Here is a 26,056-nt window from a genome sequence, read left to right on the forward strand (position 1 = left end):
CTAGCTATAAAAGCCAACTTGAAGTAAGTTGGCTTTAAATACTATAGACTAGGTTTTGTGGTTTATACGGTTATAAACGTTGAACTTACCAGTTGGTGTAGTTAAACCTTTAATACGTGCTTTCTCTTTAAGAGTTTTTGCATCGTATACTACGATTTCACCAGTTGGGTTCTTGTTATCTTTACGGTTCCAAACAGAAACCCAAACCTCAGAACCATCTGCGTTGAATTCCATGTGAAGTGCTGCTTTACCTGGCTCTTCAGTTACGCGGATAGTTTTAACAATTTCACGAGTTTTCTTATCGAAAACTTGTACTGATTGTTGAACTTCTGGCTCTGGATGCTTAAGTTGGTCAGCCCATACGTAGTCTGAAGTTTCGTGAGTACGGATGAATACACCAGCACCGTCAGTTTCAACTTCGTAACAAAGTTTCCAAGCTTGCTCAGGACGATTGATTGGATCATTACCCCAAACAGATACTAAGCCAACACCTAAGTGAGTAGTACCACCAACTGGACCACACTCTTTATCAACCCAGTTAGCACCTGGACCTGGGTGAGGTAAGCTGTCAACTTCAATCATCTTCTCTAACTTAGCGTCTTTAGTATCAACTACAACCATTTTGTTTGATGCGTTAGCAGCGATTTGGAAGTAGCGACCTGAAGGGTCAAAGAAACCATCATGTAAGAATTCAGCTGACTCAATTGCAGTAATTGTTAAGTTGTCTAAGTCAGAGTAGTCAACTTGTAACATTTTACCTGTTTCTTTAACAGCAACGATGAATGCTGATTCATTTGGTGCAGTGTAGATAGCTGCTACACGAGCTTCGTTAATGAATTCACCTTTAGTGTTATAACCACGAGTTGAAACAACTTTAAGTGGGTTTAACGTTTCAGCATCCATGATAACGAAGTGAGCAGGCCAGTAACCACCAGCGATTACGTATTTACCGTCACCTGAAACAGCGATATCACGTGCGTCATATGCCATTTTAGTTTCAGCAACTAACATTTTCTCAGGTTTTTGCCATAAATCGATTTTGTTAACTTTACCGTCACGACCGATTGTGTACCAGAAACGACCAACATCTTTCGCGTGATCTTTCTTGTGATGCTCAGTACCTTTAATTACGTGTACTGCGTAACCAGTATTGATATGAGTAACAATTTTCTTAGTGTCGCCATCAACGATAGCTGCTTTACCTGCATCACGTTCGATAACTACGAAGAAGTTTTTCCAGTTTAAACCGTGTAATGGCTTAGTTGGGTAATCTTTAAGTGCTACATACTCTTTAGTATGAGAACGCATTTGCTCTAAAGACATTTCCGGTGGAACAGGAGGAGTCATTTGGATGAACGTTGCTAAGTTAGCAATTTCTTGTTTGTTGAATAAATCATCAAAGTTGTTCATACCGCCTTCAGTACCTAAAGCGATAATTTTCTCTAAACGCTTTTGGCCTTTTTTAAGCATTGCTTTTGGCTCAAGGTTTTTACCTGTTGCACCCTTACGTAAAACACCATGACAACCTGCACAGCGTTGGAAGTAGTGTAATTGTGCTTTTTCAAAATCAGCTTCAGACAAAGTAGGCTTAGCAGCAGATACTGACATACTCATACCAGTAGCAGCCATACCAATTGCAAGTCCCAGTGCTGAAAGACCATATTTTACTTTTTTCATCGGTTACTCTCCAGATGTTATTTTAAGTGCTTTATACAAGTAAATTAAATTTCAAATTACCTGTTTTTTAATGTTTATATCAGCAGATTTAAGAGTCTTCTTCTAAGTCAGCTGATATAAGCATTAAACGAGACAGAATTGGAAAAGTTACCTAAACTCTAAACAGGAACAAAAAACCAATTTTGTGTAAGTAATTGTAACTATCAATCAAATTTGCTTTTAAGAACCTGATTCAGATCAAGTTTAAAAAAAAATAACCATTAATGACTGAACTATTTGATCAAGGTCAATAAATCAAAGTTTTTAAATTAAAATAATTAACATGCACAGTGTTTAGCGCCATTATTAACGCAATCTTAGATCAATTAACCACAATCTTATTAAGGTCTTGTTTATGAACAATCGCACCAAATCTTTAATTTATGCTGCAGTGATTAGCCTCATCGTGGTCGCTATATTTTTAGGTTTTCTATCTAGCTTAACGAATCCAATCTCTTGGATCCTTATAGCCGTACTTATTATGATCCCGCTGATGAATAAGAAGTCAGAAGGGAAAAATCAAATAGAATGGAAGGAAGAATATAGCGTAGGGATCGCACATATCGATCAAGATCATCAAAAATTGATCACTTTACTCAACCAATTCAGCATTGCTTATGATTACGCCATGAGCGAAACATTTGAAAAAGAAGCCCTTGATGAATTAGTGAGTTATACCAAATACCACTTTGAGCGCGAAGAGAAGTTAATGAGTGACAATGATTACCCTGATTTCGAAGCACATAAAGCGCAGCACGAAAAAATGATCGCTGAAGTCGAAGGCTTTGTTCGCCTGTACCAAGAAAAGGGCCACGATTCTTTAAATGAAATTGTCGATTTCTTAAAAGGTTGGCTTATCAACCACATTAATGGTACTGATAAGCAATATACTGAGCATTTACATCAACGTGGTATCAACTAATAGTTTTGGTATAAAGCCAAATTAAAAAGTAAGTAAATAAAAGGGTTAATATCACATTAGCCCTTTTTTATTGCACGATATATTAATTCACTTATTGGAGCTATTGATCTTTGTCGATATTCTTCAGCAATGGGCTGAGTCTAAAATCCGCTAACTCTGCGTTACCTACACCAATGTAGCTATTTAGGTTGCGTCTAGAACTGGCAACCTATGAAAATAACTAATTCAGATGACTAAACGACATAATTTTGCTTTGATTGAGGCGATTTTCTTATTCAGCTAAATTATTAAACAAAGTTCAACAGTCCCTAGTATTTTCTCTAAGCTTTCAGCCTAATCAAAAAGCAACAAAATATCGATTATGTGATTTATATCAAAAAACCTCAGTGATTAATTCTCAAACCATGATCTTTAACAAAAAATAACAAACAGTGAAATGATAGTATTTTTTCCAAGCAAAAATATGTTTGGAAAATGAAAAATGAGAGCAGCATCACACAAACCGACAATGAAAATGTCCCAGCTTGTCGCAATAACGACTTTAGCTTTGTCACAAGCCATTTTAACTTTGCCTGCTTTTGCCAATGCTACCAATACCAACGAATCATTAACTGCAGAGCGTAAAAAAGCACTAACTCATATTGTTAAGCAAGATTGTGGTTCATGCCATGGCATGACCCTTAAAGGCGGATTAGGTCCGGCCTTATTACCAGAAAACCTTGAAGGTAAAACCGTACCGTTTTTGCAATACACCATTTTACATGGACGTACTAGTACAGCGATGCCTCCATGGAAAAGCCTATTAACAGAAAAAGAAGCTCTTTGGATTGCCGAGCAATTAAAAGAAGGCAAAGTTGCTGATAAATAGCAGTAACTGCTTAGCGTCATTATTAATCAAGGATAAAACATGAAAAAAGCCTTTCTTCAACTAACCAGCACATTCATCCTAGGCAGTGCTTTAACTGCATGTGTTAATACCGCGCAACAAGAAACAACATTGCGTGCAACGGGCGATATGGGCGTGATAATTGAACGTGCTACAGGGCAAGTACAAATTGTTAATCACACCAGTAAAACCATATTAAGTGAGGTAGACGGATTAGGTGACTTATCTCATGCATCCATCGTTTACTCACGCGATCAACGTTATGCCTACGTTTTCGGTCGTGATGGTGGTTTAACTAAAATTGATATTTTAAAAGACAAGATTGATAACCGTGTTATTCAGTCGGGCAACAGCATTGGTGGCGCTATTAGCCAAGATGGTAAGCTTGTTGCAGTGTCTAACTATACCCCCGGTGGCGTTAAAGTGTTTGATAGTGAAACATTAGAAACAGTTGCCATTATCGATAGCACTGTGCTTCAAGGAAAGCCATTAAATAAAGATGGTAGCCAAGTACGTTCAAAAGTAGTTGGCCTTGTTGATGCGCCAAACAATCGCTTCATTTTCAGTTTATTTGATAGTCATGAGATCTGGGTCGCTGATTTCTCAGGTAGAGAAGCTGGCGAAGAAATGAAGTTAACCAAATTCACTGATATTGGTTATTTCCCTTATGATGCCTTAATTAGCCCTGACGGTCGTTATTATATTGCCGGCCTGTTTGGTGAAGACGGTATGGCATTACTTGATCTTTGGCACATGGAAAAAGGTGTCACCCGTATTTTAAAAGATTATGGTAAAGGTGATAAAAAACTACCTGTTTATAAAATGCCACATTTAGAGGGCTGGGCAATGGCAGGCGACTATGCCTTTATGCCAGCTGTTGGTCAGCATAAAGTGCTAGTTGTTAATACGAAGACTTGGCAACAAGTTGCTGAAATTCCAGCTCATAGCCAACCGATTTTTGTTATGGCACAACCTGATAATCGTCAAATTTGGGTAAACTTTGCTTACCCAGACAACAATACAATACAGGTATTTAACACTGAAACCTTCGAACTGGTTAAAACCTTAACACCAGGCCCAGCGGTGTTGCATATGGAATTTACTCCGCGAGGAGAGCATGTATGGATGTCAGTTAGAGACAGTAATGAAATACACGTATATGACACTAAGACTCAGCAATTATTAAAAACAATGCCGTCGAAAAGCCCAAGTGGCATTTTCTTTACTAACCGTGCTCACCATATTGGACTTTAATTATGGCTATACATCAATCTTTACCGCTTGATTTAAAAAGTAACACCTTAATCAGCCAGTTGCAGCAAGACATTATTAATAACTTTCAACGCGGTTTACCACTGTGTGAAAAGCCTTATCAAATGATGGCTGAGAAGCTATCAACTGCAGAGCACAGCTACATTGAAGTACAAATATTTGAAGCCATTCAAGGGCTCGATGAGCTAAACATTATTTCAAGAATAGGCCCTGTATTTGATCACAAAAAAGCAGGAGCCAGCACCCTAGCAGCTATTGCAGTTCCTGAAGAGGAACTGGATAAAGTAGCAGGGATTGTTAATCAATTTGAACAAGTAAATCATAACTATGGTCGCGAGCACGATTACAACTTATGGTTTGTTGTCACAGCAAGTGATCCTGTTGCGTTAAACAACACCATTACTCGTATTGAAGCATTAACGGGTTATTCTGTTTTAGTGCTACCAATGGAAGCGTCTTATCATATTGACTTAGCTTTTAGCATTAATATCACTGACCAGCAAAGTGCTTTAAGAAATAGTAACCACTTAGATACAGAGCAAGCAATTGCAACTCAAACGGGTGTAGAAAAACTAAGTGAAACCCAAAAAAGCCAATTAAGAAATGGCATTGAGAAAGGTTTACCTAAAGTTCTCACACCTTATGCTGTACTTGCAGAACAAATTAATGCCACTGAGCAACAGGTTCATCAACAAATTGCCTTATGGTTAGATGAAGGTTTAATTCGCCGCTTCGGTTTAGTGATTAAACACAGAAGTTTAGGCTTTGATGCTAATGCCATGGTAGTGTGGAATGTGCCCAATGAAGACATGGACAGCATAGCAAACAGACTAGCCAAATGCCCTGAAGTATCACTTTGTTATCAACGCCCTCGCCGTGAAGGTTGGCCCTATAATTTATTTTGCATGATTCATGGTAGAGACCGAGACGTTGTACTCAAGCAAATCAAACAAATTCGAGCTTCATTAGCCTTAACTCATATTGAACACGATGTGCTGTTTAGCTTTAAAGCATACAAACAAAACGGTGCTAAATATGGTCGCTCTAAAGGACGTGCTCATGGATAAGCGAAGAGAAGTAGCCGTTTTATCTGAACTTGATAAAAAACTCATTAATTTATTACAGCATGGCTTACCTGTGTGCGAGCGCCCTTTTGCACAGGTCGCTGAGCAAGTCGATAGCACTGAAGATGAAGTGATTGCCCACTTAGTTGATTTAAAAGAGCGCAAAGTTTTATCTCGCTTTGGCCCTATGTTCGATGCTGTTTACCTAGGTGGTGCTTTCACTCTTGCTGCTCTTGCGGTTCCTGAAGAGGACTTTGCTAAAGTGACTGAGCAAGTGAATAGCTTTGAGCAAATTGCCCATAATTATCGACGTACTCATTACTACAATATGTGGTTTGTTATTGGCACAGAGTCAGTCGAGGAAATTGAACAAGTTGTACAAGGCATTGAGGAAAAAACCGGCCTAGAAGTATTAAATGTGCCTAAACTCAAAGAGTTTTTTGTTGGCTTGTATTTGCCAGTTTAGCGTTAACCACAACACCAGTTACCCGAGAATTGTATGTCAGAAAATAACAATATAGCGTTAACCTCTCTAGAGCGTGAATACATCATTGCAACACAAAAGGGTTTACCTCTTGTTGCCAAACCGTATCACGCAGTTGCAGAACAGTTAAACATTAGCGTAGAGCAAGTATTATCAATGACTAAAGATTTGCAGGAGCGTGGCATTATTCGCCGTGTAGCTGCAGTGCCAAACCATTATAAACTGGGTTATCAGTACAATGGCATGACTGTTTGGGATATAAGTGATGAGCATGCTGAAAAATTTGGTCAAATGGTGGGTAATCTACCCTTTGTTAGCCACTGCTATCTAAGACCTCGTTTCTTGCCCAAGTGGAATTACAACTTATTTGCTATGGTACACGGTAAAACACCGGAAGAAATGCATCAGTTAAGAAGCCAGATCAAAGAATTGTTAAAAGACGTACTAGTAGAGCGCAATGATGATTCAAGTCAAAACATCCCTACGCAAAGTAATGATATGTTAACCAGCACAGAAATACTGAAAAAAACTGGTTTAAGATTAAAAGACAAAACGGCGTAATTAGCCCTTTGAAGGCTATACTTAGCAAAAGCTGCAAGTCATAAAGTCAGTTGTCAGTAAAGAGAGCACAAGGTAGAAATATGTTTAGAATTTCACAATTATTAAAAACGTTACATGACGATATGGCTAACTTCCAGCCAGTAAAACCATCAAGAAAAATGCCTGGTCCGGTAGTCATTTGGAACTTAATTCGTCGTTGTAATTTACGTTGTAAACACTGTTACTCAACATCACTTGATATTGATTTCAAAGACGAATTAACAACAGAACAAATTAAAGCAACCATAGATGATTTAAAAGTTGCCCATGTCCCTGTATTGATACTGTCTGGTGGTGAGCCACTACTACGACCTGACATTTACGAAATAACAGCCTATGCCAAAGAGAAAGGCTTTTATGTGGCCTTATCTACTAACGGCACCTTAATTGATGAGTCTAATATTGAGCAAATCAAGGCAGCCGACTATCAATATGTTGGTATTAGTATTGATGGCTTAGAAGAGTTTCATGATGAGTTTCGTCGTCAAAAAGGCAGCTTTAAAACATCTATGCATGCCATTAAACTTTGTAAAGAAGCCGGTATAAAAATTGGCATGCGCTTATGTTTAACTCGTGAGAACTTTGCTGACTTACCTGCCATGTTAGATTTAATGGAAGAGAATAATGTCGATAAATTCTACCTGTCTCATTTGAATTATTCAGGCCGTGGTAAGCGTAATGCAGAAAACGATGCCATGTTCAAAATGACTAAAGACGCCATGGAAATGCTTTATGAGCGTGCTTGGACCCATATTTCTCAAGGTATAGAAACTGACTTTGTTACCGGAAACAATGATGCAGATGGTCCATTTTTACTTCAATGGGCGATTAAAAAGTTTGGCAAAGACTACCCTGAATGTGTAGAGAATTTACGACAACGCTTAGTAAACTGGGGCGGTAACGCAAGTGGTGTCAATGTTGCTAACATTGATAACACCGGTACTATCCACCCTGATACCTATTGGTGGAACCATCCAATTGGAAATGTTAAAACTGAAAAATTTTCGGATGTATGGCGTGATACACAAGATCCATTAATGCTCGGTTTTAGGGAAAGTCCTCGCCCTGTTAAGGGGCGCTGCGCTCAATGTAAGCATCTAGCAATTTGTGGCGGTAATACGCGCACACGAGCATTCGCGCAATCGGGAGACGCATGGGCTGAAGATCCAGGCTGTTACTTGAATGATGACGAGATTGGCATATTAACTCATGGCGAGAAAATTGCTTTAAGTACTCAAGAAATTCCATTAGTTGAACTTTAATCGTGCGACTTAAACTATCTTAGTCAAAATAGTAATGAGCATTTAACAGAATTCATCACGATAACTGATAAAATAATCAGGTCGTGTTCAAGAAAACGAGAGCAAAGAAATGACAAATATAGCAGATACTGATTTATCTAAAGGCATGGAAATCACTTCTAAAGGGAAGTCTGTCTTAAACCAAGGTGAAGTTGCCCTAGTTGGCTCAGGTCCTGGCGATGCCGAATTATTAACCATTCGAGCAATGCGGTTTATTCAGCAAGCTGAAATCGCTATTTATGATCGTTTAGTAAGTGAAGAAATTTTAGCGCTATTGCCTGAAGATTGTGAAAAATTTTACGTAGGTAAAGAGCAAGCTAAACACTGTGTTCCACAAGATAGAATCAATGAAATCTTGGTTGAACAAGCCAAGTTAGGTAAAAAAGTATTACGCTTAAAAGGCGGAGACCCATTTATATTTGGTCGCGGTGGTGAAGAAGCTGAGTTCATGTTAGCACGCGGTGTCAGTTGTCATATTTGCCCAGGCATTACAGCAGCATCAGGATGCACAACATACGCTGGTATTCCTTTAACACACCGTGGTGTCGCTCAAGGTTGTACTTTTATCACAGGACATATTCAAAATAATGGTCAACTTAATTTACCTTGGTCAAGCTTAAGTAGCTCAACACAGACTGTTGTTTTCTATATGGGTATTAATACCTTACCTAAAATTGCAGAAAAGCTAATTGAACATGGTCGAGGTGCAGATACCCCAGCCGCTTTAATTAGAAAAGGTACACAACCAGAGCAGAAGACCTATCGTGGTACTATCGGCAATCTTGCTGAGCTCGTTGAAAAGCACAATATTACTCCACCCACATTAATTGTTATAGGTGATGTAGTAAATCAGTTAACTGAGCAACAGTTATCTACTCCGGGCTTTTTAGATGCCAATGATTATATTCAAGCTCAAGAAATAAAAAGTGCTTAACAAGTTAACTTTTTAAGCACTTTCTTACTAAAGCAAAGCTCTAAAATTAACAATAAATCATATTGAATTTGCCTAAACTCCTTAGGCAAGTTCACCTTCTAGGACTTGCCATGAAAACATCTTTAATCGCGCGTTCCGTCTTAACCATTCTTCTTTCACTGTGCACCTTATCCAGTCATGCGTATAGCGCTGATAAGTTATCAAATAAAGCTAAACCTGTCGTAGACCACAGTAAAGCAGAAAAACTCTATGAAGTGCATTGTCAAAGTTGCCATGGTGTTGACCGATTAGGTGCGATGGGACCTGCTTTATTACCCGAAAACCTTGCTCGTTTTCGTCAAAAAAAAGCAATCAAAGTTATCAATAAAGGTCGAGCGGCAACCCAAATGCCTGCCTTTGGCCAAGTACTCAATAAGAGTGAAATTGCCAGCTTAGTTGAATATATCTATACCCCGTCTAAAGCTTCACTTAAGTGGACAATGGCAGATATCAACGCCTCTAAAGTACAGCACTTTGATCAAAGTAAATTACCTAATACGGCGCAATTTGAAGCCGACTTAATGAATTTATTTATTGTGGTAGAGTTAGGCGATCACAGTGCGACCTTGTTAAATGGTGATACTTTTGAGCGATTAGATCGCTTTAAAACACGTTTTGCTTTACATGGTGGTCCAAAGTACTCACCAGATGGCAGGTTTGTTTATTTTGCTTCACGCGATGGCTGGATAAGTAAATATGACATCTATAATCGTAAAACCGTTAGTGAAGTACGCGCCGCTATAAACACTCGTAATATTGCTATTTCAAGTGATGGTAAATACTTAATTGTTGGCAACTACTTACCTCAAAATGTTGTCATTCTAAACGCTGATGACTTATCACCAATTAAGGTAATTGATGCTGTTGATAGTGAAGGCAATAGCTCCCGTGTCAGCGCGGTTTATAATGCTCCACCACGCTATAGCTTTATCGTTGCATTAAAAGATGTCAAAGAAGTATGGGAAATCCCCTATTCTGATAAAGGCGGCGTTGAGGTTTACAAAGGTTGGGCGCACGATTATAAAAATGAAGCTAAAGCTGAAGGCTGGAAAGTTCAAGAGCAATTTCCTGTGCGTCGTATTAAAACCGATGATTACTTAAATGATTTCTTCTTTGATCCTGATTACATTAACCTCATTGGTACTGCACGCAATAATCATAATGGCCAAGTCATTAACTTAGATACTAAAAAGAAAATTGCCTCTATTGCTTTAACAGGCATGCCTCACCTAGGCTCAGGCATTACTTGGCATTACAAAGATAAAGAAGTATTTGCTTCACCTAATATTAAGGAAGGCAAAATCACCGTTATCGATATGGAAGACTGGAATGTCATAAAAGAGATCAAAACAGAAGGACCAGGTTTCTTTATGCGTAGCCATAGCAACTCGCCTTATGCTTGGACAGATGTATTCTTTGGTCCTAACAATGACAAAGTACATGTCATTGATAAAAGCACATTAAAAATTGTTAAAACCTTAGCTCCTTCACCCGGAAAAAATGCTGCTCATGTAGAGTTTACTAAAGATGGTAAGTACGTATTGCTCAGTGTTTGGGATATGGATGGTGAGTTAATTGTTTATGATGCTAATACGCTGGAAATCGTGACCCGCATGCCGATGAAAAAGCCGTCTGGCAAGTACAATGTTTTTAATAAAATTAGCTACGAAAAAGGTACAAGTCACTAAGTAACAGTTTTATTCTATTAACCATAGATCTTAAAATGCCCATGAAACTCCCTTTCATGGGCATTTTTCTAATGTATTTTTTAATCTGTTCAATGTTAATGCTAAATTGCACCAATGAGCTCTTACTACTGACTTCTACCCGAGCCAATTAAATCTGAGCTCTGTTGTTTTCTCATTTGTTCTCTATCGGCTGCCCGTCTAGCCCGCTCGTTTTGCTGTTGAACGGCTTTAAATGCCGTTTGATAGCCTTTATCAAATCCCTCTCGTAATTCTTTAGGACATTGTAAAATATTTTCTTTGCCTTCTTTCCCTAAAACAAGGCCATTTTCATAAGTGCAGTATTCTTTAATGCCTTGATGATATCCCGCAATGTAGGTACTTTTTGCGCTGTCTGCTATGTCATTATTACAGTCGGCTTTTAGTGTATTGAAAGTTCTTATTTCTTTACCTGCTAGTGCTAATTTATAGCCCACTTGCTGCCAATTACTTTCGCTACACAGCGCAGTATTTCCTTGCTTTGTTGGTTTACTTGTTGAGCCACAGGCTAATAGACCAGCCGATAAAATTACGATACTTATCATTCTCTTCATGATTTGTCCTTGGTTTTCTAAACGTTGGTTTTCTGTTTAGTTCTTAAGATATTTTTTAATATTTCCATTTGCTCTGGTAAATAATGTAATTCAGGGTAACGCCCATAGGCCTTTTGTAACTCACTAATGGCAGATTTATAATCAAGCATATCAATGTACATTTGTGCCTTGCCTAATAAGGCTTGCTTAGCAAACTCAGGCAATACTGACGCGCGGGTGTAGTAAATTTCAGCATTGATATAATCTTTTTCTGCCATAGATAATTGCGCGAAACTAAGTAAAGCATCACCATTGTTGGCGTTTTGCTCAAGCGCTAATCTGAAATAACCTTGTGCTGCTTTAATATCTTTTTTCTTCACGGCAATTGTAGCTTTATGTCGATAGAAAATACTTTGCTTGGCTTTTGGTAGAGCTTTAACTTTGCTTTCAACGCCTGACAGCAGGGTGTCTGCTTGCTGCCACATATCGACTTGCTCAAGCCAAGTAAGATATTCATTAAGTAATTGCATATCTAGTGCTGATTGACTTAAGTGTTCATTAATTAAAGCAATTGCACGATCATAGCTATGCATTTGCAAATGCAGCTGTGTCGCCGTTTTTAAATTTAAATCATCTTCATCACCTAACATAATAGCCATTTCCAAGCTGACTAATGCAAGATTAGTCTTATCAGAGTTTATCGCGAGCACTGCTTGGTTTAACCATAGATCTTTATTGTTAGGGTCTTTTACTAACAACTCTGATATTAATGCTTGTGCCGACTCATACATTTTTGCTTGGGTTAAAGCCGCTAAAAGCCCTTGCTGCCACTGAACTTCCTCAGGTTGTAATGTCATTGCTTTTTGATAAGCAGCAATGGCACTAAATGGGCCATGTAGCGTTAAATTTAAATAACCTAATTGGCCATGAATCATCGCTTCATTTGATCCCAAAGAAATCGCTTCAGAAAAATGATGACGAGCTAGTTTATATTTTTCTTGAATCAGATAAAGTTGCCCAAGATCTCTATGAACTCTTACCAATTGTGGCTTACGTGACAGTACGTTGAGAAAGGTTTGCTCTGCTTTATCAAACTGCTCTAAGCTAAAGTAAATTTGCGCTTTTAAGCTCAGCATCGCTGGACTCAACTCTAAGTCGAAGTAAGATTCAAGCTCCGTTAATACTTGAGCTTTTTGACCACTATCAAGTAAGCCCCTAAGACGCTCGGCCGTTTCATACTCTTCGGGGGCTATGGTTGCCTCCCTTTCTTGATAAGGACCAGCAAAGCTAGGTAAGACAAAAGTCGGCTTAGCCACCTTAATAGTAAAATCATGGTTATTTGCCTTGGCAATTCCTTGACTAGCTAGGGTTAAACAAACTAAACAATGAATCGGGAAAAGTAACTTTTTAAATGAAGTCATCATCTTATTAAGACCTATTGTAATTAAAGTTCAAGCCATAAAGGTATAAGGCTTGTACTGGTTTTCCATTTTTCTTTGGAATAGAGAAACGCACATTTTTAACCCAAGTTCGTATGGTATCCACCATTTCAGGATAAACGGGATCGACTATTTTCTTTATATGTGCTCGTCCGCGTTGATCAATAATGATTTCAACTAACGTTGGAATACGTGTAACACCACGCTTTATGACAGACCATGGCGGCTGTACATATCGAGAAGAAATAATTTCTGGAAGCTGATCCAAACTTTTCACTTCAATTAAAGCAAAATCAACGGCGATAGTTTTAGACAAATCTAACGAATTCACATCAAATTCAGGCAACTGAACATTAGTCAGTTTTAATTGTGCAACCTTTGGCTTTTTCGAATAGTCTAAAACGGGCCCAGCCCCCATTCCAATAAGATCAATACTGGCAGCATCAGATTCTGACTGGCTTTGCTCCATTTCAATTGGCGGCGGAGGTGGTGGCGGCAAAGGTAAGGCAACATCCACTTTACGCACAGTTACTACCTCTTCGTTAGTGAAGTCGCCTTGTTGCAAATACAACATTAATAAAACAAGTAACAGCACTAATAACAGACTAATTAACCAAGGTAAGCCCTTCTTAATTATCTTTAAAAAGTGGTTACTCGTTAGGGCATCGTTATGAATTGTCATGTGGCTATTTCGTTACCGTAGCGATACTAACATTGCTGATACCAGCCAATTTCGCTTGATCAATAACTTGAACTAACAAATCAGTAGGCACAGTTTTATCTGCTTGTATAACCAAAGGCTTAACTTTTGATCGTATTGCTTGGGTTAAGGTCGCTCTAACCCCTTCAACGCCAATATTAGTGCCACCATAAACCACTTCCTTACTGTCAGTTATCGCAATCATCAATACAGACTTTTGTAATTGTTTAGTGGAAACTGCTGACGGTTTATCAACATCAACACCTGTTTCTTTAACAAAAACGGTTGTCACAATAAAAAAGATCAATAAAATAAACACCACATCTAGCAAAGGTGCTAAATCAAGCTCTTGCCCTTTACTTTCTTCTAGTTTGCTTTCTATAAATGATTTCATTTTTTCAGTGCCATCCATTGATTCACTTTCGATTGCAGATAAGACAACATCAATAACCCCGGAATAACCATAATTAAGCCAAGTTGTGTGGTAAACATCGCTTCAGCAATACCGCCACTAATCACTTCTTGTAAGTTAAAGCCATTCTCTACAGACATTCTAAAAAACGTTGTTAGTAATCCCGTAATTGTGCCGAGTAAGCCCAATAAAGGTAACGAGGCAAGAATCGTTTTAATACTCTTTAACCAATATTGGGTTCTGTTAAACCAGCGTTCACTCGCTTTATGCATGAAACACAGTTCTATCAGTAAGCCATAGCAAAAGAGCGCGACTAATAATATCGCCCAAATGACGGCGCTTTCTAAAAGAAAGATATAATCAGCTAGCATTATGCATTCCAATTAAGCAAAAGAGATCTTACTTAGTTTAATGGCATTGGCTTCAAGCTTGGCGCAATAGCTTTTACTGCGTCGAGTTAACAGCGCACTTAAAATAAGCGATGGAATCGCAACAATTAAACCTAACTCGGTAGTAATCAAGGCTTCAGAAATTCCGCCAGATACGGTTGAGGCGTCACCTGTTCCAAATATAGTCATCATCATAAAGGTGCTAATCATCCCTGAAACAGTTCCTAATAAACCAAGTAAAGGCGCAATGGCTGCACTGGTCGCAATAGCACCAATAAAACGCTCGGTTTTGTGCTTATATTCAAGTAAGTATGCGATCAGTAAATCATCCCTTTCTTGTGAAATAGGGGTCGACATAGCAATATCGAGTAAGCCTTTTTGTGCACCTTGACTGGAAGATGCCAGCACAGCAAGTTGCTCTTGAACATGAGCCATAGCGACCTCATCGTTCTTATCAGATAAATGCACAATAGCTTTTACTTTCTCAATTAACTTCACATCAATTTTTGGCAGTTTCACTAATTGCGTCGCCTTAATCACTGAAACTACTAAAGATAAAGCGCCAAAGAAGATAATCGGCAACGCCCATACACCGCCAGTTTTAACATGGGCCAATATACCTTGTTGCTTATCTTTAAGCTTATAAGCATTGCCTAAGGTAGGATCAAATCTTAAGGTCCCTGCGCCAGAGGCTTGAATAGAGCCAAGCTCTGCGATGGCTTGTTCATCAAAAATATCCGCTAATATTCTAGGCTCAGAGATAATCTCTCGTGAAACAGGCCCACCAGATAATGCACTGGCATCGTAAGCTACTTCCACAGGGCCTATGGTTATAGTATTAACACGATCAATACTGCCTTGCTCTGTGATCACTTCCTGCTCTTGCCAGCTCGGCGTTAACTTATTTAATAGCTGCTGTGATATTTGCGTTAAGCTATTAACATCAATAACGATTGCTCCATTAGCTTGTGTGAACTGCTCTGATGGTAATTGATTAGCTTCTGCGTAACTCGTTAAAAGTTGTTTTTGATAATTACTTTGTGTGGACCACTGCGTTAAGCGCTTTTCTAGCTGCTCAACACTCATTAATTGTTCATCAGCAAAACGTTGCAGCACCACGGCTTTCTCTCTCAATGCTTTTACTTGTTTTTGCTGTTTAGCAATCTCACGGGCTAAGGCAGTTGATTGCTTATTTACTGCTTGTTCGACTCGCGTTAATGATTGTTTTGAGTTCGAAATTCGCTCTATCAGTTCTTGCACTATTTTATCGTTTGCATGTACTTGTTGAGTTGAAAGCACTATCAAGCAAATAAAAATGCCACTAAGAGGTTTCATTAAGGCTTGCATCATTATTAGCTCTCCGCCTTCTGGCTTGTCACTTTAACTGGTAAATCGATAAATTTTGCCGTGGTTGGTTTTTGTAGAATATCTCGCAGTTTTAATAAATCTTGTGCGGCTAGTACACGTCCTAACTCCGCCGAGGAAGATTCATTGTGCCACCACAGCCAACCTGAAGAGTCGGCTCTTCCATAACCATAATGCAAGCCATCATCACTCACATACCAGCCTTGAGAGACACCTAAATACATTTGAGTAACCAGTAGGTTTTTTGTATTACCCGACTCACTTGGTATTGCCATAGAGCCACGATTAAGAGCAATACGCTCATCAAATTCATTTACCAACTGATAAAGGGATAAGATACGCTCTAATTTTTCACTGTCAGTTGCCCCCTCTTGAGTAAGTAGCAGTAACTTTTCTTGCCATTGTTCTTGCAAGGGTGGCGGTAAGCGCATTAATAGTTTTTGACAAAAAGCCGTTGCTTGTAAAATTTGCTTTCTAACGGCGACTTGCTCTTGTTCAAGTAGGCTCTGTTTTTCACTTAGCTCAATACGACGTTCATCAACATCAGAGCGATCGGTGTCCGCTTTTTTTAATAAGCTGGCTAATTCTGTTTTCTCAACAATGAGTAATGATTGGGTTTGTTCAAGCTGCTGCTTTTTGGTATTCCAATCCAACTGGAGTTGGCCTTTTTGGCTTTCAATATCAAGCCATTGCTGCATGAGTTCAGTTAAATTTTCTTGTGCTTGGGATCCGAAGCTTGCACATAAAGCGGCTGCGCAAAATACTCCCTTACTTAAAGCTTTCATAATCACCTAAAAAACAGTTAATAATAACAATACATAAAATGTTCATTCAGATTAACTGATGTTTATTCAAGCAGGCAAACGTCTATTTCACCTTTTGACAGCGGAAATTTGATGCAACCGCCCCAAATGACAACGCTGTCAGCTCATTAAAGTAAATATATAACAAATAAATATAAGTTATAACCACTAGAGCGTTTTAGCTGGGTAATATAGTTTTTAATCGGTCACGTATAGCTTGATATGTGTGCTGATGACATAGACCAAAGGCAGGTAATTGCCTGATCTTATTGCGGCTGAAAGCAGGTGATGACAAGCCTGCAAAGAAGCGACAGTAGCTATCAAGGGATAATGATATATTTAGTTTACCTTCCAGCTTACTATCTAGCGATTGTACTCCCTGTTTTAGCTCTTCATCCGTAGGCCAAGCGTAATTAACTTTCTCAGAAGTTAGCTCAATGCTTTTACCATGGCAAACACTACAATGCATGCAATGAAATTGACCCTTTTGCTCAATAAGTTGACGGTGATACGAAGCATCATCAAAGTATTGCGCTAAGTTTACATAAAGGCAGGTCTTTAACTGAAAAAAACCAACAAGTTGACTAATTCGTTCAATTTCTTTTTGCTCTTTTTCTTGAAAGTAATGATAGAGTTTTTCGATTAAATCAGTTTCTTGCAGCTTATTAAGCTGTACATTATAAACCTCTGTCATTGCTTTGGTTTCAAGCTCAAGCAACTCTTGTTGCTGCAAGTACTCTAACGCAGCAATAACACGGTTTCGCTCAATACTTTTATCCTTTAATAAGCGTTCAAAGTCTAAACTGCCCCACACTTTTTTAAACTGGACAGCGTTAAAGATGCAAGATAAGAAAGTTTGTCGGTCTTGATCAAAGCGCGATAATATTTGTTCTATAGGTTGTAAAAGCTTTATTTTAAAGTCAGCAAAATAACTGTGCTGTGATTGAATTACGCCAGTTAACTCTAACTGCACCAGCAAGGTTTTTAATGGTAATTGTTTGATATTACTTTCATTAGATAGCTGTAACAATTGAACTTCCCATCGCCCAAAGGTTTGCTGTTGCTTTATCGAATCAAGCACATAAGCAATACTATTTTGCTCTGGGGTATCAGCGTAAATAAAGTTTTCTAACGTTGTTAAGCCATCTAAATTTGCCAGTGTAATACAGTGTGATTGTTGATTATCTCGTCCCGCTCGCCCTATTTCTTGACTATAGTTTTCTATAGATTTGGGTAAGTCATAATGTATAACAAAACGAATATCACTTTTATCAATTCCCATACCAAAAGCAATTGTGGCAACAATGACTTGTATGTTATTTGCCATAAAGTCATCTTGAATTTGAGTTCTTTTTTCGCTAGTAAATCCCGCATGATATGCACTAGCATTAATGCCGTTTTCCTGTAAAAACAATGCCACTTGCTCTGCGCTTTGCTGCAAAGTGACATAAACTATGCCTGCCGGTTTAGTCACTGATTGATGCATTAAAATTTGCTGATTCACTTGCTCAAGTAAGACGGTATTCTTACTATGTTCAGCTACAGCCAGTGCCGTTAACACTAAATTTTTACGATAAAAGCCTGTTTGCACAATATTTTTGGCTTTAATGGCAAACTTTTCCGCCATATCAAGCTTAACTTGCTTGGTCGCTGTTGCCGTTAATAACAGTACAAGAGGAATATTCAATGCCTGACGATATTGCGGTAACTTTAGATAATCAGGCCTAAAATTATGGCCCCATTCTGATATACAGTGTGCTTCATCGACCACCAACATAGATACTGCAACATTCTGGATAAAGCGCCTGAATCGTTCATTCTTAAAACGTTCAACAGAAACCATGAGAATTTTGGTTTCACCTGACTCGACAGCACTCATAATAGCTTGGTTTTCTTGAGGACTTAAGCTTGAGTCGATACAAGCGGCAGCAATCCCTGTAGACCTAAGAAAAGCTAACTGATCTTTCATCAATGCGATTAAAGGAGAAACTACTAAGGTTAAATTAGGTAGCTGTAATGCAGTTAATTGATAGCATAAGGATTTACCCGATCCCGTAGGAAATATAGCAAGTGTCGACTCTCCTTGTAACAGTTGAGTTATGGCTTGCTCCTGACCTGGACGAAATCCATCAAAGCCAAAATATTGTTTGAGATGTGAGGTCAGTAAAGTATTCATTATCTGGCTCTTTATGGGATATCAGGAAAGTGCGGTAATAACCATTACAGCCCAACACATGTTAAGCAAGCAAATGACTTTAATCTAAATATAATTACTTACATAGGGTAAAACTATGTACCGCAAAAGGTATGATAGTCTTTATCGTTATCCTTAGGTGCATCTTGAAAATGCGGAGTATCATCAAGTTGCTCATACGGCTGTTTTAATACCGCCAGAAGTCTATGCAATGAGGATAAATCACCGGTTTCTTGGCTGACTTTTAACACAGCTTCTATATGATGATTTCTCGGAATAACTCGTGGGTTATTACTCTTCATCAGTTGATGAGCCGCTGAGCTGTTTTCTTTAACACGCGTTAACCACTGTTCAAACCATATACCTAGGCTTGCTTTGAGTTCATGATGATTCTTCTCATCAATTAAGGCGTCGGTTAAGTTAACAAAAGTTTGTGTATAGTCTAATGATTGACTCTCTAATACCTCAATTAATGAAGTAATTAGGGCTTCATCCTCAGCATGCAGTGACTTAATGCCTATTTTATTGGCCATCATCTGCATGTAACCTCGCATCAATTTCTGATGTAGTGATGTCAGTAATGGCTGAATTGACGCTACCGCCGCTTCTTCATCATCGCTCACTAGCGGAATTAAGGTTTCGGCAAATCGAGTCATATTCCACATCATGATGGTCATTTGTTCGCCAAATGCATAGCGACCATACTTATCAATTGAGCTAAATACCGTATTGCGATCATAGCTATTCATCATTGCACAGGGGCCAAAATCAATGGTTTCGCCTGAAATAGCGGTATTATCTGTATTCATTACGCCATGAATAAATCCAACTCGCATCCAAGATAATATGAGCGGGATTTGCTTTTGAGCAACTGCATTAAAAAATGCCAGCACCTGTTCACTAGAAAGCTGCTCAGGTGTTGCTTCTTGCTCATTAAAAATTTCTGGAAAATGACGCTCGATAGCAAAATGAGTCAATTTCTTTAACGACTCAATATCTTTACGTGCAGCGAAGTATTGAAATGTTCCTACCCTAATATGACTTGCAGCAACCCTCGTCACAATAGCCCCAGCATAAGGTCTTTCACGATACACTTGCTCACCTGTCGCCACAACGGCTAAGCAGCGTGTTGTAGGAACACCTAAAGCGAACATAGCTTCACTCATAATATATTCACGCAAAGCAGGCCCCAGTGCACAACGGCCATCACCGCGACGTGAAAATTGAGTAATACCCGAACCTTTTAATTGAATATCCCTTACCTGACCGTACTTATCTGTTAGCTCTCCCAGTAAGTGGGCTCGGCCATCACCTAGTTGCGGATTAAAGTGTCCGAATTGATGACCAGAATAAGCTTGAGCAACAGGCGTAAACCCCTTGATAATTTGATTGCCTGAAAAATACTGTGCAATTGTCTCATTATCATATTGTTCAAAAGGAATAGCCAATTCACTTGCTAACACGTTATTAAAAAGTAATAGCTCAGGCTTAGCTACAGGTACAGGAGAAGTACGCTGTGAAAAAGCTTTCCCCAAATGAAAATATTGATTAGAGATTTGCAAGATTTTACCTTATGACTTTCGCCAGCTTATGAGTAATACTGTTGTTCAATTCGTTGACAATATTGATTGAGATTAGGATAGTTTTTCGCTTTTTGATTGAATTTATCTTGATAATTTACCGAAAAAAACTGACATAACAACGCATAAGCGGTTGCATCAAACGAGCAAACTTGCTCACCAAAGAAATATTGTTTATCACCTAAAACACTAGATAATGCCTGTAAGCTTTTATCGGTAATAGCTAAAATTTCATCTTCACTATGACGACCTAAACCTTGACCATTGAGTGTTTTTATGACGGATTTACGCACTAAATCCGGTACAAACCAACGTAAATAACTGGGGAACTTTCCAAAAAAGGCTTGTTTGACATAAGGCCAAGTGTCTTGTTGCACCCACCTTGAATAAACTAAACACCAATAAAGGTTCTCATCAAGAGATTTAGTCATTAAGTACGCCTGCGCTTTTTGCTCTTCACTTAAGTGCTCATCTAAGCTTACGTTATATTTTTCAGTAAGTTGCTCAATTATATGCTGAGAGTCTGCGATAACTTGCTCTTGGTTAGCCTCTTCGAATGAGATAAAAGGTAGTTTTCCTTTAGGTGATTTTTTTAAATTACTACCGCGATCTACACGTTGATATGGCAAACTGGCCATTTTTAAAAAGGTTTCTACTTTCACCACAAATGGGCTGGGATCTGTCACCCCCAAGTTTGCACCAAATCCATAAAGACTTATCATCACATTTCCTTATTATTGTAATAGTTTTATTTAACTGTAAATATAAACAGTATCACAATTTCATTACATGTAAAGAAATCCATTAATCGACAGGACAAGCATCTACAGATTCAACGATGCCTTTATTTTCAGTTAAGTAACATTCATCTAATAAAGAACAATAACAAACCTGTACTTTTAAATGGCGTCGTTCAATATTCAGTTTTGACCATAGCCCTTCACTCAACTCGCCTCTATACAGTTTGTAAAACTCTATTTTATCTTGAGCTGGAATTACAACATTATAGGTTGAGGAAGTCACATAGCCTCCCTTAGCTAAATCTAAACTTGCGGGTGGGTTATTGTTATATTGTTTTAGTTCATTCGAACAACAGTCCTTTAAGTAATCAAAGAAGTCCGTTGAAGATTTGCCATGATACTTATAGGTTACTGTTTTAACGATCGCTGGCCCTACACCGCCATTTACTAAGCGAAAGTTGATTACCGGCTCGTTAGTATCTTCCTCTACATTACCTGTTCCATATTGCAATAAAGGCAATGTCATCGCTTTAACTTGTTTCTCAGCAGCATTCGCTTGTAAATAGGTTGCATAAAACGAAGCTGCTGAAATTAATATGGCACACAAGGCAAGAGTTAAGTTAAGTTTTTGTGATGAAAAGCCTGAATCTGACACGATATTTCCTTATGCAGGTTTCTTGATAAAAGCACTAATTGGTAGTGGCTAATTTAGCTTAGTAAACTAGCACAATACTTTATCTGTCACTAGTGTCTAGCAACAAGGTTTTATTTCCGCAGCAACCACTGAAATTTCAACGAGCAATGCTTCACGTGCCATTTTGGCCGCAACACAAGCTCTGGCTGGTGCATGGCCTTCAGGTATCCAAGCATCCCATACCGCATTCATATCACTAAAATAGCTCATGTCCTTCACATAAATAGTGGCTGATAAGATATGTTCTCTATCGCTACCTGCTTGAGCTAATAATGCATCCACTTTATCAAGCATAGTTTGGGTTTGTTCAGTGATGCCTTTTGAGGCATCTGCTGCGACTTGACCACATAAATAAATTGTACCGTTATGCTTAACGATTCGACTCATACGTTGTTTTGTTTCTAATCTTTCAATTGTCATTATTCTTCTGCTCGTTTTATTTAAATTTTATCGGCACAGTTTAAGCTATGTAACTTGAACAAGTATATCGCGATATTCCGTCCATGGACGCTCGCATATTCTTCCCTGATTATGACGTATACTTTTATCAAGCTTATACAACTTAAACAATCTCAATTACTTCTAACTAATAGCCAATAAAAAAGCCTCATTATTAATCCATAATGAGGCTTTATAATTTGATATTTTTAACTTAAGCGTAGGGTAATTGGAATATTTCTAAGAGAAAGCACGGAGCCTATGACTATAGGTGAGTACTTTCGACAACGAAATAATACAATTAAACCAGCTTAAGCAAAAATTACTCCCACTCGATTGTGGCAGGAGGTTTTCCCGATATATCGTAAACTACGCGAGAAATACCATCAATTTCATTGATAATACGGTTAGACACCAACCCTAAGAAGTCATACGGTAAATGTGCCCAGTGCGCAGTCATAAAGTCAATAGTTTCTACAGCACGTAAACTTACAACCCAATCATATTTACGCGCATCCCCCATAACACCAACTGAACGTACTGGTAAAAACACAGTAAAGGCTTGGCTTACTTTATGGTATAAATCATGTTTGTGCAGTTCTTCAATGAAAATAGCATCTGCGCGACGTAATAAGTCAGCATATTCTTTTTTCACTTCACCTAATATACGAACACCTAAACCTGGACCAGGGAACGGATGGCGATAAAGCATGTCATACGGCAAGCCTAACTCTAAGCCTATTTTACGTACTTCATCTTTAAATAATTCACGTAATGGTTCTACTAAGCCTAACTCCATGTCATCAGGTAAACCACCCACGTTATGGTGAGATTTAATAACATGTGCTTTACCTGTTGCAGATGCAGCTGACTCAATTACATCAGGGTAAATAGTTCCCTGTGCTAACCATTTGGCATTTTTAAGCTTTTTAGATTCTTCATCGAAAACTTCAACAAAAACATTCCCGATGATCTTACGTTTTTTCTCAGGATCATCTTCACCCGCTAAACGATCTAAGAAGCGTTGTTCAGCGTTGATGTGCACAATGTTTAGGCCAAAGTGATCACCAAACATATCCATGACTTGTCGGCCTTCGTTTAAACGAAGTAAGCCATTATCAACAAAAACACAAGTTAGCTTATCACCAATAGCTCGTTGTAATAGCATAGCTACAACTGATGAATCAACACCACCTGAAAGGCCAAGGATAACTTCATCATCACCTACTTGTTCTTTCATTTTAGCTACAGCATCTTCAATAATTGATGCAGAAGTCCACAGCTTTTCACACTGACAAATATCAACAACAAAGTGCTCTAAAATACGCATTCCTTGTTTAGTGTGAGTAACTTCAGGGTGGAATTGCACACCATAAAATTGCTTATCTTCATTTGCCATTGCCGCATAAGCACAACTATCAGTTTGAGCAACCGTAACAAAACCATCAGGGATAGCAGACACTTTATCGCCATGACTCATCCATACATCTAATAAGGCATTGCCATTACTACCGATTGAATCTTCAATATTTTTGAATAACTCAGATTTCGCGACGACTTCAACGGCAGCATAACCAAACTCTTTATGTTCAGAGCTTTGCACACCACCGCCAAGCTGTTCTGCCATTGTTTGCATGCCATAACAAATACCTAATACTGGTACATTGGCATTAAAAACATATTCAGGAGCACGAGGTGAATTAGCTTCAGTGACTGATTCTGGGCCACCCGCTAAAATAATACCTGTTGGATTAAAGCCTTTAATTTGCTCTTCAGTTACGTCCCACGACCATAACTCACAATAAACACCAATTTCACGAACACGACGTGCGATCAATTGAGTGTACTGAGAACCAAAATCTAAAATTAGTATGCGGTGATCATGAATGTCTTTATTCACGGTTGTTTTCCTACTTTTAATGGCTCGTCATGAACAAACTTTATGCGGCATTGTTATCGCAATAAAATAAAATCATTTATAAACATAAACTCATTTCTTTTATTGCTCAACAGCTTTGCCTAAAGCTCGTTCATATAGAGCAATGGATAGTTGTAAAATTACAAACAGGCTAAGCGTTTCTCAAATCTGAGTATAGTTCAGCCTGTTTGAATCTTTTTTTGATGAGCGTTATCGCTACATCAATCAGGATGGATTAGTCAAAGCTATTTAAAGTTAGAGCAAAGAGAAAACACGGAGCCTAGTTTACTAGGTGAGTATTTTCGATGCCGCTATCACGTTAAATAGCAAAGAATTAGCCCATTCTGTAATTAGGTGCCTCTTTGGTGATAGTCACATCATGTACATGCGACTCACCCATACCAGCTGAAGTAATCTTCATAAACTCTGGCTTAGTACGCATTTCTTCAATCGTTGCAGAGCCTGTTAAGCCCATTGAAGAGCGAATACCGCCCATTTGCTGATGAATGATAGCAGCCACAGGACCTTTATAAGCAACACGACCTTCAATGCCTTCTGGTACTAACTTATCAGCTTCACCATCAGTTTTTTGGAAGTATCTATCACTTGAACCTTCTTTTTGTGCCATAGCACCTAAAGATCCCATACCACGGTATGATTTATAGTAACGGCCTTGGTAAAGTTCAACTTCACCTGGAGATTCTTCAGTACCCGCTAACATGCTTCCCACCATAACGCAGTGAGCACCGGCAACCAACGCTTTGGCAATATCACCTGAAAAACGAATACCGCCATCAGCAATAACAGGAATCCCTGTGCCTTTTAAAGCTTCAACTGCATTAGAAATAGCAGTTAATTGTGGAACACCAACACCAGTAACGATACGAGTCGTACAAATAGATCCTGGGCCAATCCCTACTTTAACCGCATCAACACCTGCATCAGCTAAAGCTTTAGCACCAGAGCCCGTCGCCACATTACCAGCAATAATTTGTAAGTCAGGATATTTTTGACGTGTTTCGCTTACGCGATCAATAACGCCTTGCGAATGACCATGTGAGGTATCAATAAGTAAAACATCAACACCAGCTTCTACTAATGCATCAATTCGCTCATCAGTTCCCGCACCGACACCAACTGCCGCACCAACACGTAAACGACCAAACTCATCTTTACAAGCATTCGGCTTATTTTCAGCTTTTTGATAATCTTTTGCGGTAATTAATCCCACCAACTTAAATGCATCATCAACCACTAAGATTTTTTCAATGCGATTCTCATGCATTAAGCCTAAAATCTCTTCACGCGCTGCGCCTTCTTTAACCGTAACTAAATCTTCTTTTTTAGTCATTAACGCTGAAACAGGCTTAGTTAAATCAGTTTCAAAACGTAAATCACGACCTGTGATAATACCAACTAAATTATTATTATTATCAACAACAGGGAAGCCAGAAAAACCTAAATCATCAGCTTTATGCATTACTTGTTCAATAGTGTAATCAATGCTTACCGTAGATGGATCGGTTACGATACCGCTCTCATATTTCTTTACTTTAGAAACATTCTGCGCTTGTTCAGCAATCGTCATATTTTTATGAATAAAGCCTAAGCCACCTTCTTTAGCTAAGGTAATAGCTAGGCGAGCTTCAGTAACGGTATCCATAGAGGCTGAAACCATTGGAACATTTAAATCAATTTTACGGGTTAATTTAGTTCGTAAATCAGCCGTGTGTGGGAGAACTTTCGAATGGGCAGGTACAAGTAGTACATCATCAAAAGTTAGTGCTTCTTGGGCAATTCTTAACATCGCAACATCTCTCTAAAAAGGTGTGGTTAGGGAGTGAATATTGCGGCAGAATTTTAACCGTTTTCTTGGATTAGGTAAACATAAAATTGCATAAAGGCACGA

At 38.6% G+C, this 26,056-nt stretch carries 24 protein-coding genes; 9 read left to right on the forward strand and 15 right to left on the reverse strand.

Annotated elements, in window-relative coordinates:
- Nucleotides 1–48: 48 nt before the first annotated feature.
- Complete coding sequence (locus EPA86_RS02275; RefSeq protein WP_140601436.1) at nt 49–1,677, reverse strand: cytochrome D1 domain-containing protein; 1,629 nt, start codon at nt 1,675–1,677, stop codon at nt 49–51.
- A 394-nt stretch (nt 1,678–2,071) separates the two neighbouring features.
- Between EPA86_RS02275 and EPA86_RS02280 the strand changes: the two genes are divergently transcribed.
- The 9 genes from EPA86_RS02280 to EPA86_RS02320 all read left to right on the forward strand — a co-directional run bounded on the left by EPA86_RS02280 (nt 2,072) and on the right by EPA86_RS02320 (nt 10,906).
- The gene (locus EPA86_RS02280; RefSeq protein ID WP_140601438.1) at nt 2,072–2,638 is read left to right on the forward strand and encodes a bacteriohemerythrin; all 567 of its coding nucleotides are present in this window, start codon (nt 2,072–2,074) and stop codon (nt 2,636–2,638) included.
- Between the two features lie 481 nt (nt 2,639–3,119).
- A complete protein-coding gene (locus EPA86_RS02285; protein WP_211664889.1) occupies nt 3,120–3,506 on the forward strand; it encodes a c-type cytochrome in 387 nt (128 codons plus the stop codon).
- Nucleotides 3,507–3,545: 39 nt separating this feature from the next.
- Nucleotides 3,546–4,778, forward strand: coding sequence for a cytochrome D1 domain-containing protein (locus EPA86_RS02290; protein ID WP_140601440.1), 1,233 nt, complete (start codon nt 3,546–3,548; stop codon nt 4,776–4,778).
- Between the two features lie 2 nt (nt 4,779–4,780).
- Entirely contained in the window at nt 4,781–5,863 is a 1,083-nt protein-coding gene (gene ahbB / locus EPA86_RS02295; RefSeq protein WP_140601442.1) for a siroheme decarboxylase subunit beta, read from the forward strand.
- Complete coding sequence (locus tag EPA86_RS02300; protein WP_140601444.1) at nt 5,856–6,326, forward strand: Lrp/AsnC family transcriptional regulator; 471 nt, start codon at nt 5,856–5,858, stop codon at nt 6,324–6,326. Before ahbB (EPA86_RS02295) ends, EPA86_RS02300 begins: the two co-directional genes overlap by 8 nt.
- Nucleotides 6,327–6,359: 33 nt before the next feature.
- On the forward strand, nt 6,360–6,905 hold the full coding sequence (gene ahbB / locus EPA86_RS02305; RefSeq protein WP_140601446.1) for a siroheme decarboxylase subunit beta: 546 nt from the start codon (nt 6,360–6,362) through the stop codon (nt 6,903–6,905).
- 80 nt (nt 6,906–6,985) lie between these two features.
- A complete protein-coding gene (nirJ, locus tag EPA86_RS02310; protein WP_140601448.1) occupies nt 6,986–8,206 on the forward strand; it encodes a heme d1 biosynthesis radical SAM protein NirJ in 1,221 nt (406 codons plus the stop codon).
- A 109-nt stretch (nt 8,207–8,315) separates the two neighbouring features.
- On the forward strand, nt 8,316–9,179 hold the full coding sequence (gene cobA, locus EPA86_RS02315; RefSeq protein ID WP_140601450.1) for a uroporphyrinogen-III C-methyltransferase: 864 nt from the start codon (nt 8,316–8,318) through the stop codon (nt 9,177–9,179).
- A gap of 110 nt (nt 9,180–9,289) precedes the next feature.
- Entirely contained in the window at nt 9,290–10,906 is a 1,617-nt protein-coding gene (locus EPA86_RS02320) for a nitrite reductase (protein ID WP_140601452.1), read from the forward strand.
- Between the two features lie 125 nt (nt 10,907–11,031).
- On the opposite strand, the gene EPA86_RS02325 is transcribed toward EPA86_RS02320, so the two are convergent.
- The 14 genes from EPA86_RS02325 to guaB all read right to left on the reverse strand — a co-directional run bounded on the left by EPA86_RS02325 (nt 11,032) and on the right by guaB (nt 25,954).
- Entirely contained in the window at nt 11,032–11,496 is a 465-nt protein-coding gene (locus tag EPA86_RS02325; RefSeq protein WP_140601454.1) for a DUF2799 domain-containing protein, read from the reverse strand.
- Nucleotides 11,497–11,513: 17 nt separating this feature from the next.
- Nucleotides 11,514–12,899 (reverse strand): tetratricopeptide repeat protein, encoded by a 1,386-nt coding sequence (locus EPA86_RS02330; RefSeq protein WP_140601456.1) that lies wholly within the window; start codon nt 12,897–12,899, stop codon nt 11,514–11,516.
- Nucleotides 12,900–12,903: 4 nt separating this feature from the next.
- Entirely contained in the window at nt 12,904–13,596 is a 693-nt protein-coding gene (locus tag EPA86_RS02335; RefSeq protein ID WP_211664891.1) for a hypothetical protein, read from the reverse strand.
- Between the two features lie 4 nt (nt 13,597–13,600).
- Complete coding sequence (locus EPA86_RS02340) at nt 13,601–14,008, reverse strand: ExbD/TolR family protein (RefSeq protein ID WP_140601458.1); 408 nt, start codon at nt 14,006–14,008, stop codon at nt 13,601–13,603.
- Nucleotides 14,005–14,397 carry a MotA/TolQ/ExbB proton channel family protein gene (locus EPA86_RS02345; RefSeq protein ID WP_140601460.1) on the reverse strand — a complete coding sequence of 131 codons (393 nt, stop codon included), beginning with the start codon at nt 14,395–14,397 and terminating at the stop codon, nt 14,005–14,007. The genes EPA86_RS02340 and EPA86_RS02345 overlap by 4 nt, the downstream gene beginning before the upstream one ends.
- A gap of 12 nt (nt 14,398–14,409) precedes the next feature.
- Entirely contained in the window at nt 14,410–15,765 is a 1,356-nt protein-coding gene (locus EPA86_RS02350; protein WP_140601462.1) for a MotA/TolQ/ExbB proton channel family protein, read from the reverse strand.
- Between the two features lie 2 nt (nt 15,766–15,767).
- Nucleotides 15,768–16,565 carry a DUF3450 family protein gene (locus tag EPA86_RS02355; RefSeq protein ID WP_140601463.1) on the reverse strand — a complete coding sequence of 266 codons (798 nt, stop codon included), beginning with the start codon at nt 16,563–16,565 and terminating at the stop codon, nt 15,768–15,770.
- A 196-nt stretch (nt 16,566–16,761) separates the two neighbouring features.
- On the reverse strand, nt 16,762–18,759 hold the full coding sequence (locus tag EPA86_RS02360; protein WP_140601464.1) for a RecQ family ATP-dependent DNA helicase: 1,998 nt from the start codon (nt 18,757–18,759) through the stop codon (nt 16,762–16,764).
- A gap of 113 nt (nt 18,760–18,872) precedes the next feature.
- A complete protein-coding gene (locus tag EPA86_RS02365; protein ID WP_140601466.1) occupies nt 18,873–20,339 on the reverse strand; it encodes a protein adenylyltransferase SelO in 1,467 nt (488 codons plus the stop codon).
- Between the two features lie 26 nt (nt 20,340–20,365).
- Nucleotides 20,366–21,079 carry a glutathione S-transferase family protein gene (locus EPA86_RS02370; protein WP_140601468.1) on the reverse strand — a complete coding sequence of 238 codons (714 nt, stop codon included), beginning with the start codon at nt 21,077–21,079 and terminating at the stop codon, nt 20,366–20,368.
- 82 nt (nt 21,080–21,161) lie between these two features.
- Complete coding sequence (locus tag EPA86_RS02375; RefSeq protein ID WP_140601470.1) at nt 21,162–21,752, reverse strand: hypothetical protein; 591 nt, start codon at nt 21,750–21,752, stop codon at nt 21,162–21,164.
- A gap of 96 nt (nt 21,753–21,848) precedes the next feature.
- Complete coding sequence (locus tag EPA86_RS02380; RefSeq protein ID WP_140601472.1) at nt 21,849–22,211, reverse strand: RidA family protein; 363 nt, start codon at nt 22,209–22,211, stop codon at nt 21,849–21,851.
- Nucleotides 22,212–22,551: 340 nt separating this feature from the next.
- A complete protein-coding gene (gene guaA / locus EPA86_RS02385; protein ID WP_140601474.1) occupies nt 22,552–24,129 on the reverse strand; it encodes a glutamine-hydrolyzing GMP synthase in 1,578 nt (525 codons plus the stop codon).
- Nucleotides 24,130–24,481: 352 nt separating this feature from the next.
- Nucleotides 24,482–25,954, reverse strand: coding sequence for an IMP dehydrogenase (gene guaB / locus EPA86_RS02390; RefSeq protein ID WP_140601476.1), 1,473 nt, complete (start codon nt 25,952–25,954; stop codon nt 24,482–24,484).
- Between the last annotated feature and the right edge of the window lie 102 nt (nt 25,955–26,056).

Source organism: Litorilituus lipolyticus (assembly GCF_006439335.1).
Lineage (GTDB): Bacteria > Pseudomonadota > Gammaproteobacteria > Enterobacterales > Alteromonadaceae > Colwellia > Colwellia lipolytica.